The 9550-nt window shown below is 61.1% G+C and carries 14 protein-coding genes; 13 read left to right on the forward strand and 1 reads right to left on the reverse strand.

Going from position 1 to position 9550, the window contains the following annotated elements; all coding sequences use genetic code 11:
• From rplO to rplQ, 11 genes are all read left to right on the forward strand, one after another.
• Nucleotides 1–384: 50S ribosomal protein L15 (rplO, locus tag VIW95_RS16285; RefSeq protein ID WP_331588489.1), on the forward strand; the 384-nt coding region annotated here is incomplete at its 5' end.
• The gene (gene secY, locus VIW95_RS16290; RefSeq protein ID WP_331588491.1) at nucleotides 385–1692 is read left to right on the forward strand and encodes a preprotein translocase subunit SecY; all 1308 of its coding nucleotides are present in this window, start codon (nucleotides 385–387) and stop codon (nucleotides 1690–1692) included.
• Between the two features lie 3 nt (nucleotides 1693–1695).
• Entirely contained in the window at nucleotides 1696–2358 is a 663-nt protein-coding gene (locus tag VIW95_RS16295) for an adenylate kinase (RefSeq protein WP_331588493.1), read from the forward strand.
• 174 nt (nucleotides 2359–2532) lie between these two features.
• Nucleotides 2533–3303, forward strand: coding sequence for a type I methionyl aminopeptidase (map, locus tag VIW95_RS16300; protein ID WP_331588495.1), 771 nt, complete (start codon nucleotides 2533–2535; stop codon nucleotides 3301–3303).
• Nucleotides 3296–3514, forward strand: coding sequence for a translation initiation factor IF-1 (infA, locus tag VIW95_RS16305; RefSeq protein WP_331588497.1), 219 nt, complete (start codon nucleotides 3296–3298; stop codon nucleotides 3512–3514). Before map ends, infA begins: the two co-directional genes overlap by 8 nt.
• A 157-nt stretch (nucleotides 3515–3671) precedes the next feature.
• Nucleotides 3672–3785: a 50S ribosomal protein L36 gene (rpmJ, locus tag VIW95_RS16310; RefSeq protein WP_324096801.1), complete on the forward strand. Its 114-nt coding sequence runs from the start codon at nucleotides 3672–3674 to the stop codon at nucleotides 3783–3785.
• 16 nt (nucleotides 3786–3801) lie between these two features.
• Nucleotides 3802–4185, forward strand: a complete 384-nt coding sequence (rpsM, locus tag VIW95_RS16315) for a 30S ribosomal protein S13 (protein ID WP_324096800.1) — start codon at nucleotides 3802–3804, stop codon at nucleotides 4183–4185.
• Between the two features lie 76 nt (nucleotides 4186–4261).
• Entirely contained in the window at nucleotides 4262–4726 is a 465-nt protein-coding gene (gene rpsK / locus VIW95_RS16320; RefSeq protein WP_331588500.1) for a 30S ribosomal protein S11, read from the forward strand.
• A 79-nt stretch (nucleotides 4727–4805) separates the two neighbouring features.
• Nucleotides 4806–5432 carry a 30S ribosomal protein S4 gene (rpsD, locus tag VIW95_RS16325; protein WP_331588503.1) on the forward strand — a complete coding sequence of 209 codons (627 nt, stop codon included), beginning with the start codon at nucleotides 4806–4808 and terminating at the stop codon, nucleotides 5430–5432.
• Nucleotides 5433–5515: 83 nt separating this feature from the next.
• Complete coding sequence (locus tag VIW95_RS16330) at nucleotides 5516–6544, forward strand: DNA-directed RNA polymerase subunit alpha (RefSeq protein ID WP_331588505.1); 1029 nt, start codon at nucleotides 5516–5518, stop codon at nucleotides 6542–6544.
• 27 nt (nucleotides 6545–6571) lie between these two features.
• Entirely contained in the window at nucleotides 6572–7018 is a 447-nt protein-coding gene (gene rplQ, locus VIW95_RS16335) for a 50S ribosomal protein L17 (protein ID WP_349259337.1), read from the forward strand.
• 63 nt (nucleotides 7019–7081) lie between these two features.
• On the opposite strand, the gene VIW95_RS16340 is transcribed toward rplQ, so the two are convergent.
• Nucleotides 7082–7330 carry a hypothetical protein gene (locus tag VIW95_RS16340; protein ID WP_331588507.1) on the reverse strand — a complete coding sequence of 83 codons (249 nt, stop codon included), beginning with the start codon at nucleotides 7328–7330 and terminating at the stop codon, nucleotides 7082–7084.
• A gap of 76 nt (nucleotides 7331–7406) precedes the next feature.
• Here VIW95_RS16340 and tldD point away from each other — a divergent pair, with 76 nt between their 5' ends.
• Nucleotides 7407–8855: a metalloprotease TldD gene (gene tldD, locus VIW95_RS16345; protein WP_331588509.1), complete on the forward strand. Its 1449-nt coding sequence runs from the start codon at nucleotides 7407–7409 to the stop codon at nucleotides 8853–8855.
• 28 nt (nucleotides 8856–8883) lie between these two features.
• Nucleotides 8884–9550: TldD/PmbA family protein (locus tag VIW95_RS16350; RefSeq protein WP_331588511.1), on the forward strand; the 667-nt coding region annotated here is incomplete at its 3' end.

Raw genomic sequence — 9550 nt, forward strand, 5'->3', positions numbered from 1 at the left:
GCCGGCCGCGGACACAAGGGACTCGGCGCGCGCTCGCACGGCAACACGCCGCCGACTTACGAAGGCGGCCAGATGCCGCTGCAGCGGCGCTTGCCTAAGCAGGGTTTTCGTCGCACCCTGAAGAACCAGGCGCGGCGCGACGAATTTGCAATCGTCAATCTGTCGCGGCTCGGCGACTTCGGCGCGGACGTCACCATCGACGCCGCCGCGCTCGTCGAACGTGGACTGATTCCGGCCGGTCGCAAGGTCAAGGTTTTAGGTGACGGCGACTTAAAGAGTAAGATTAAAGTGCGCGCCGACGCGTTCTCGAAAAGCGCGCTCGATAAAATCGCCGCCGTAGGCGGCTTCGCGGAGTTGGTAAAGCCGACCAGCGAAAAAAGCTAAATGCTCGACGGGTTTTCAAACGCCTCGCGCATCCCCGAATTGCGCCGCCGCCTGGTGTTCACCGCCGCGATGCTCGCGGTGTTCCGCCTCGGCGTTGCCGTGCCCACTCCCGGCATCGACGGCCAGGCCCTCGCGCAGCTCTTCCAACAGACCAGCGGCACGCTGTTCGGCTGGGTCAATCTCTTTTCCGGCGGCGCGCTCGAGCACTTCTCCGTCCTCGCGCTCGGCATCATGCCGTACATCTCGGTCGCCATCGTCCTCGACCTGCTGAAAATCGCTTCACCCTATCTCGACGAGCTCTACAAAGAAGGCGAGGCGGGCCGCCGCAAAATCACCCAGTACACCCGCTACGGAACCGTGATGCTCGCGCTGTTCCAGGGCACTATGTTCGCCATCGCCTTGGAAAAAGCCCCGGCGCCCGGCGGCGGCAGTATCGTTTACAACCCCGGCATCGGATTTGTCGTGATGACCGTCATCACCCTCACTGCGGGCACGATGTTCCTGATGTGGATCGGCGAGCAGATCACCGAGCGCGGAATCGGCAACGGCATCTCGCTGATCATCATGGCCGGCATCGTCGCGCGCCTGCCGAGCGCGCTCAGCACCACCGCGCAATTCGTGCGCGAGGGCGAGATGAGCATTTTCCTGCTCATCTTCATCCTCGCAGTCGCCGCCGCCGTGATCGCCGGTATCGTGTATATCGAGACCGCCCAACGCCGCATCCCCATCCAGTACGCGCGCCGCGTCGTTGGACGCCGCGTGTATGGCGGCCAGAGTTCGCATCTTCCTTTGAAAATCAACACGTCGGGCGTCATTCCGCCGATTTTCGCGTCCGCACTCCTGGTCTTCCCGGCGACGCTGGCGACTTTCGTGCCGTTCCTGAAGCCGTACGCGAGTTACCTGACTCCGGGCGGCATCTACTACGACCTGGTTTACGTCGCACTGATTTTTTTCTTTTGCTATTTCTACACCTCGGTCACCTTCAACCCGGTTGACGTCGCCGACAATCTGAAAAAGTACGGCGGCTTCATCCCCGGAATCCGCCCCGGACGCTTCACCGCCGACTATATCGATCGCGTGTTGTCGCGCATCACTCTCGGCGGCGCGGTTTACGTCAGCGCCGTATGCGTCCTGCCGACCATCCTGATCGCGCGCTTCAACGTGCCGTTCTTCTTCGGCGGCACCGCGTTGCTGATCGTCGTCGGCGTGGCGCTGGACACCGTCGCGCAAATCGAAACCCACCTGCTGACCCGCAACTACGAAGGCTTCATGCGCCGCGGGCGCGTCAAGACCAAGAGGGGCGCTTAGCGCGTGCGGCTCGTGCTATTGGGCCCGCCGGGTGCGGGCAAAGGTACACAGGCGCGGGCGCTCGGCGCACTCTGGGGTGTCCCGCAGGTCGCCAGCGGCGACCTGCTGCGTGCCGTGGTTCGCGAGGACTCGGAGCTCGGCCGCGAGGCCGCCAGCTACATGGATCGCGGCCAGTTGGTGCCCGATGACCTGGTGCTCAAGCTGGTCGCTGCCCGTCTGCGCAAAGACGACGCGCGTCCCGGATTCATCCTAGACGGATTCCCGCGCAACGTGACGCAGGCGGAGGCGCTGGCGAAGGGACTCGAACACTTCAACCTGAAACTCGACAAGGTGGTCGCGGTGATCGTGCCGGACGAAGAGATCGTGAAGCGAATTTCAGGACGGCGCACCTGCCGAAATTGCGCCGCGATGTATCACGTACTCTTCGAGCCACCGGCCAAAGCCGGTGTATGCGACAAATGCGGCGGCGAACTCTATCAGCGCGAGGATGACGCCGAAGAGACCGTCCGCGAACGCCTCAAAGTTTTCGCCGAGGCGACGCGCCCGCTGCTGGATCATTACGACCGGCTCGGCCTGCTCGGCCAGGTTGACGGAGTAGGCCGCACCGACGAAGTTGAAAAGCGAATTATTGCGGCAGTAAACGGAGTCGCCCCGCCCCCCAAGTGAAAGTCTCTACGCACAACTTCTTCCCCTCTCCGGTTTCTCATATCCGGTTCCCCTTCCCGTTCGGGAAGGGGTTAGGGGTTAGGTTCCTGAATATGGAACCCACCAGATCCAATGTACGGTCCGCGCGCGACAACGGAGCGCGGCCTTAATACTTAAAAAAATACTGAAAAAAGAATGATTACCATTAAAACTCCGGCCGAGATCGCCGTGATGCGCCAGGCGAGCCAAATCGTCGCCGAAATCCTCGAGGCGCTCTCCGCCGCGGTGCGTCCCGGAATCACGACCGAGGAACTCGATAAGCTGGCTGAAGATCTGACTTATAAAAAAGGCGCGAAGCCCGCCTTCAAAGGTTACAAGCCGGGTGACGTCGTCTATCCGAAATGTCTGTGCGTGTCGATCAACAACGAAATCGTTCATGGTATCCCGTCGAGCCGCAAATTGAAGGCTGGCGATATCGTCGGTCTCGATTTCGGCGTCGTCTACGAGGGCTTCTACGGCGACTCCGCCCGCACCGTCGCAGTCGGCCCCGTGCCGGAAAGGGTGACGAAGCTCTTGAATGTAACCCGGGACTCCCTTTATGCGGGAATCGCGCAGGCGCGCGCCGGCAATCGCATCAGCGATATCGCGCGTGCGGTGCAGGAGACGGTCGAACGGGCGGGCTTTTCAGTGGTAACCGACTTTGCCGGACACGGAATCGGCCGCCGGCTGCACGAGGACCCGCAGGTGCCCAACTATTTTCGCCCGGGGATGCCGAATCCGCGGCTCCGCGACGGAATGGCGCTGGCGATTGAGCCGATGGTTAATGAGGGAAGCCCTGATTTGGAGATACTTTCCGACGGCTGGACTGCGGTGACGGCGGACGGTAAACTATCTGCCCACTTCGAGCATTCCATCGCAATCACCTCCAACGGACCGGAAATTCTAAGCGAACTCGAAAATGTCTAAAGGCGACGCGATAGAAGTACAGGGCACCGTGCAGGAAGCCCTTCCCAATGCGGTGTTCAGGGTGACGCTCGAAAACGGGCACAAGGTGTTGGCCCATATTTCGGGCAAAATGAGGATGCACTACATAAAAATCCTGGCCGGCGACAAGGTCACGGTAGAACTCTCCCCGTATGACCTGACCCGCGGCCGAATAACATACCGGATGCGCTAGAGAGAATTATGGTGCCAGAGAGTAAAGTGGCGCGGGCCGCCGTGCCCGCGATTCGGAACGAATGATCGTGCTGGAGAGAGCTCCGTTTCTCTGTTCCCCTCTCCAGAAGGGAGAGGGGTTAGGGGTGAGGTTCCGTAGGCGATAGAGATTGACGATTATGAAAGTCAGAGCATCAGTTAAAAAAATCTGTAAGAACTGCAAGGTCGTACGCCGCGAAGGCGTCGTGCGCATCCTCTGCTCCAACCCGCGCCACAAGCAGCGCCAGGGCTAGGAAGGGGTTTTCTGCGATGGCACGCATAGCTGGAGTCGAACTGCCGAAGAACAAGCGGATGGATATAGCGCTCACCTATATTTACGGAATAGGCCGGCCGAGCGCGCTCAAAATTCTCGCGGCGGCGAAAGTCGATCCCGCGGTCAAGACTGACGATCTCTCCGCCGATCAGCAGGTTCACATCCGCCAGGTGATCGATACCGACTACGAAGTCGAAGGCGATCTGCGCCGCGACTTTCAGCAGTCGATCAAGCGCCTGATGGATCTTGGATGCTACCGCGGGATTCGGCATCGTCGCGGACTTCCGGTCCGCGGCCAGCGCACGCACACCAACGCGCGCACCCGCAAAGGCCCGCGAAAGGTAGTAGCGGGCAAGAAGATGGCGCCGCCGAAAGGCTAACGAAAAAAACGCGTGACACGAAGGAAATTGTCGCCGGTCTGCCACAGACAACTGGATTCACTGAAAAAAGAGAAAAATGGCTGAAGAAGTAAAAGAGACTAAGGAAGAAAAGAAGGGCGCTGCTGCGACGCCTCCTGCTGCCGGCGCCGCTGTAGCACCGGTCCCTGCGCCGCGTCGCAAAAAGGTCCGTCGCAACGTGCCCGAAGGCGTCGCGCATGTGCATGCGACGTTCAACAACACGATTGTGACGATCACCGATCAGCAAGGCACTGTGATCGCCTGGTCGAGCGCCGGCTCCGTCGGCTTCAAGGGCTCGCGCAAAGGCACTCCTTACGCCGCGCAGATGGCGGCGGAGGCGTGCGCGCGCAAATGCTCGGAAGTCGGAATGCGTGCAGTTGTCGTTCACGTCAAAGGTCCGGGCGGTGGACGCGAATCGGCGGTGCGCGCGCTGCAGGCAGCCGGCCTCGGCGTCATCTCCATAAAAGACGTGACCCCGATCCCGCACAACGGATGCCGGCCGCCAAAGCGCCGCCGAGTCTGAACCGAAACGACGCAAACAACTAAGGAAATTTTCAGCCGATTATCATCAAGCAAGCGGATTCACTGAAAAGAGAAAAAGAATGGCAAGAAACCTGGGGCCCGTATGCCGCTTGTGTCGGCGCGAAGGACTGAAACTCTTCCTCAAGGGAGAGCGATGCTACAGCGACAAGTGCGCGATCGAGCGGCGCAATTATCCGCCCGGCGCTCACGGACAGGCGCGCACGCGTTTCTCTGAATTCGCGATTCGATTGCGCGAGAAGCAGAAGGTCAAGCGCATCTATGGGATGATGGAGACGCAGTTCAAGGCCTACTTCGCGATGGCGGAGCGGATGGACGGAATCACCGGCGAGAACCTGCTCGTATTGCTCGAGCGGCGCCTCGATAACGTCGTGTACCGTCTCGGCTTCGCGAGCTCGCTGGCGCAGGCGCGCCAGGTGGTTCGTCACGGGCACATTCACGTTAACGGCAGGAAAGTCACGATTCCCTCGACCTTGGTCGAGGTTGGCAGTGTGATCAGCGTAGCCGAGGCGAGCCGCACCAAGAAGGTGATCCTCGAGGCAATCGAGATGGCGCAGCGCCGCGGCGTACCGCCGTGGATGGCACTCGAGCGCGAACAATTCCGCGGCTCGCTCCGGTCGCTGCCGGCGCGCGCTGAACTGACGATGCCGATCAGCGAGAAGCTGATCGTCGAGCATTACTCAAGATAAGGCGGAGGCAACCGATTCGGCGTCCCGGTCCGTGGTGGACCTGTGTGGGCGCGGGAAATCCATCGGGAAAAAGAGCATAGACTATGCAAAATGACTGGCGAGATCTGATCAAACCCAAGACTGTCGAGTTCGACGAGAAGGAAGTCACTCCTTCCTACGGCAAATTTTCCGCGGAACCGCTCGAACGCGGCTACGGAATCACCGTTGGCAACGCGCTGCGGCGCATCCTGCTGTCCACCCTGCCCGGTTACGCAATTACGGCAGTCAGGATCAAAAACGTCCTGCACGAGTTCTCAACTCTGGCCGGCGTTAAAGAGGACGTTACCGACATCGTCCTCAACCTCAAGGAAATCCGTCTCCGCCTGCATGAAGGCGAGCAGATTACCGCAACCCTCAAGGTCAAAGGCGAGGCGCAGGTCACCGCGCGCGATATCACCGGCGGACCGAGTCTCGAAATTCTGACCCCCGACAAGCATATCGCGTCGCTCGACAAGGGCGCCGACCTCGATATGGAACTCGTCATCAAGCGCGGCCGCGGCTACGTCCCTGGCGAGCGCACCGAAGACGAGGAAGCAATCGGCACGATTCGCCTCGACGCGATTTTCTCGCCGATTCGCAAAGTCAATTTCACCGTCACCAACGCGCGCGTCGGCCAGCGCACCGACTACGACCGCCTCGCGCTCGAAATATGGACCGACGGCTCGATCAACCCGCGCGAAGCTCTGACCTACGCGGCGCGCGTGATGCGCGATCAGATGACGATCTTCGCGGGCGTCGAGGAAGAAGCCGAAGTCCCCGCAGGCGCGGCCGAAGGCGGCGAAGCTCGCCCCTCGATGAGCGAGCTGCTTTATCGCCCGGTCGAAGGCCTGCCGATTTCGGTGCGCGCCTTCAACGGCCTGCAAAACGCCGACATCAAGTATATCGGCGAGCTGGTGCAGCGCACCGAGCAGGACATGCTCAAGATTAAAAACTTCGGACGCAAGTCCCTCAACGAGATCAAGGAAGTCCTCGCCGACATGGGCCTGTCGCTCGGGATGCGCCTGGAGAATCTGCCGCCGCGCGGCGAGCTCGACCGGATGTGGGAAGAGCAGGAACGCCGCGAGTCTGCGTAGATCGGTTTGTAGGTTGGAGAGTCACTGATGCGTCATCTTAATTCGGGCCGCAAGCTCAATCGCACCTCGGCGCATCGCAAGGCGCTGTTCAAGAATATGGTGCTCGCGCTGATTCGTCACGAGCGAATCAAAACCACCGATCCCAAGGCCAAGGAACTGCGGCGGATCGCGGACCGGATGGTCACGCTCGGCAAGCAGAACGATCTCGCGGCGCGCCGGCGCGCGTTCGCGGCGTTGCAGTCGCATGAGGCGGTCAAGAAGCTGTTCGACGAGATCGCACCGCGCTTCAAGGATCGCAACGGCGGCTACACGCGAGTGATCAAGTTCGGCCATCGCCGCGGCGACGCCGCGATGCTGTCGGTGATCGAGTTCACCGGACAGGAAGAGCAGACCAAGGCGAAGAAGCCGCGCAAGCGCTCCACCGCAAAGAAAGAAGGCGCGACCACCGAGCGTCCGCGTCGAGCCGCCGGCTGACCTGACCGCAATTTTCAGACACAAAGGCACGAAGACGATCTCTTCGTGCCTTTTCCTTTCTTTCTACTGGATGCTCTCGAGCAGCTTCGCGCGGATCGCCATGTGCGCGCTCTTGAGCCCCGACAGGATTCCGTCTTCGAAGTTCCACTCGCCGCTCGCCATCAGGTCGGCAAAGTCGTTCGGATTGCGTATGTCCTCCGAAGTGAGCCCGGGATGAATCGCACGCGCCATCGCGAGCACCTTGCGTTCCTGTTGCGCGATCATCTCGAGCATCAGGCGATCGATTAGCGCCAGTGTCTCGCGCGTGGCCATCGGCGAATCGTAACGGATCGAGCACCTTCTTGGCGAGTGCGCGCTTTGATAATGTTGATTCACAGGCGGAAGTATAATGTCCAACGAACTTGTTGCTCCCGATAAATTTTTCCTGAACCGGTTCGGCATGAACCACGGCGCACTCGAGCAAATCCTCGGCAGCGCGCTCGAACGCAAGGCCGACTACGCCGATCTCTACTTCGAGTACAAAAGCGCCGAAGGGCTCGGGCTCGAAGAATCGATGGTGAATCATACCAGCAAGAGCGTCAGTCACGGCGTCGGCGTGCGCGTGTGCGCCGAAGATCGCACCGGCTACGCGTATTCCGACGAAGTCACCGTTGACAGGATGCGCCTGGCGGCCGAGGCTGCGCGTGCGATCGCCGATCAGCGCGGCACGACGCCCGCGGCGGTGCAGGTTGGCGCTCCGGTCGCGCGTCACGCGCTGTACGATCTGCCGAGCACACCGCTCGACGTTCCGGTAGAGGAGCGCGCGAAGCTGCTGAGCGAGATCGATCGAATTGTGCGCGCTTCCGATTCGCGCGTGAAAAACGTGATGGCGTCGTTCGCGTGCGAACGGAAGATCGTTATGATCGTGAGGAGCGACGGGCAAGTCGCCGCCGATGTGCAGCCGCTGTGCCGGCTTAACGTTACGGTGATCGCCGAAGACGGCAAGGGCCGCCAGATGGCTTCATACGGCGGCGGCGGACGCGTCGAGTGGAACTACTTTATCGAGAACGATCGATGGCGCGAGTACGCGCTCGAAGCGGCGCGGCAGGCGATTGTCAATCTCGACGCGGTTGACGCGCCCGCGGGTGAGACGGTCGTCGTGCTCGGACCGGGATGGCCGGGAATTCTGCTGCACGAGGCGATCGGCCACGGCCTCGAAGGTGACTTCAACCGCAAGAAGACCTCCGCCTTCGCAGATCGAATCGGCCAGAAAGTCGCGAGCGAACTTTGCACCGTGATCGACGACGGCACCATTCCAAATCGCCGCGGCAGCCTCAACGTTGACGACGAAGGCACGCCCACTTCGCGCACCGTGCTGATCGAAAAGGGAATCCTGCGCGGCTATCTGCAGGATCGGATGAACGCGCGGCTCATGAAGATGGAGCCGACCGGCAACGGCCGGCGCGAGAGCTTCGCGCATTCGCCGATGCCCCGGATGACCAACACCTTCATGCTCAACGGCGAATCGACGCCCGAAGAAATAATCAAATCGGTGAAGAAGGGCCTCTACGCGGTCAACTTCGGCGGCGGACAAGTCGATATCACCAACGGCAAATTTGTCTTTTCAGCGAGTGAGGCTTACCTGATCGAAGACGGTCAGGTGACCCGCCCCGTCAAGGGCGCGACGCTGATCGGCAACGGTCCCGACGTCCTGACTCGCGTCTCGATGGTCGGCAACGACCTCGCGCTCGACGCTGGAGTCGGGACCTGCGGCAAGGACGGTCAGTCGGTGCCGGTGGGAGTGGGACTTCCGACGATTCGAATCGACGGCATAACGGTCGGCGGAACGCGCGCGTGAAGATTGAAATCACAGTGAGAATAATCTGATGGCGACGGTTAGTGTTGAACTCGCCAACTGGGCGCTCGACGAAGCAAAACGAAAAGGCGCCAGCGCGGCGGAAGTTCTGTGCGTCACGGCAGAATCTCTGGAAGCCGGCGTGCGCATGGGCGAAGTGGAAAAACTCAAGAGCTCGCGCGAGCGGCGCCTTGGGCTGCGCGTGTTTTGCGGACAGTCGTCCGCGACCTCGTCAACCGCTGAGCTCGAGCGCGATTCGCTCGGCGCGTTCATCGCAAGCACGGTCGAGCTTGCGCGCCTTTCGGCTGCCGATCCGTGGGCGGGACTACCCGACCCTTCGATGCATCCGAAATCGTTGCCCGAGCTTTCGCTGGCGGATCCCGACAGCGGAATTGTGAATGCGGATCGCGCGCTCGAAATAGCGCGGACCGGCGAGAAAGCCGCGCTGAAATTCGATCCGCGGATCAAGAATTCCGGCGGCGCCGAATTCAGCTCCGGGCGCTACCAGGTCCTCTTCGCCAACAGCCAGGGCTTCTCCGGCGAGTATTCCGGCACGTCGTACAGCCTGGTGGTGGCGCCGATCGCGCAAGACGGCGCCGCGATGCAACAGGGATACTGGTACACATCGAATCGCCGCTTCGGAAAACTCGAAGATGCGGAATCGGTCGGGGTAACCTCCGCCAAGCGCGCATTGCGCC

The organism is Binatus sp. (SeqCode) (assembly GCF_036522015.1).
GTDB lineage: Bacteria > Desulfobacterota > Binatia > Binatales > Binataceae > Binatus.

Excerpts from the sequence above, each read along its gene's own strand:
- secY (WP_331588491.1), top strand. The coding sequence starts at position 385 with ATGCTCGACGGGTTTTCAAACGCCTCGCGCATCCCCGAATTGCGCCGC.
- map (WP_331588495.1), top strand. The coding sequence starts at position 2,533 with ATGATTACCATTAAAACTCCGGCCGAGATCGCCGTGATGCGCCAGGCG.
- infA (WP_331588497.1), top strand. The coding sequence starts at position 3,296 with ATGTCTAAAGGCGACGCGATAGAAGTACAGGGCACCGTGCAGGAAGCC.
- rpmJ (WP_324096801.1), top strand. The coding sequence starts at position 3,672 with ATGAAAGTCAGAGCATCAGTTAAAAAAATCTGTAAGAACTGCAAGGTC.
- rpsM (WP_324096800.1), top strand. The coding sequence starts at position 3,802 with ATGGCACGCATAGCTGGAGTCGAACTGCCGAAGAACAAGCGGATGGAT.
- rpsK (WP_331588500.1), top strand. The coding sequence starts at position 4,262 with ATGGCTGAAGAAGTAAAAGAGACTAAGGAAGAAAAGAAGGGCGCTGCT.
- rpsD (WP_331588503.1), top strand. The coding sequence starts at position 4,806 with ATGGCAAGAAACCTGGGGCCCGTATGCCGCTTGTGTCGGCGCGAAGGA.
- VIW95_RS16330 (WP_331588505.1), top strand. The coding sequence starts at position 5,516 with ATGCAAAATGACTGGCGAGATCTGATCAAACCCAAGACTGTCGAGTTC.
- rplQ (WP_349259337.1), top strand. The coding sequence starts at position 6,572 with ATGCGTCATCTTAATTCGGGCCGCAAGCTCAATCGCACCTCGGCGCAT.
- VIW95_RS16340 (WP_331588507.1), bottom strand. The coding sequence starts at position 7,330 with ATGGCCACGCGCGAGACACTGGCGCTAATCGATCGCCTGATGCTCGAG.
- tldD (WP_331588509.1), top strand. The coding sequence starts at position 7,407 with ATGTCCAACGAACTTGTTGCTCCCGATAAATTTTTCCTGAACCGGTTC.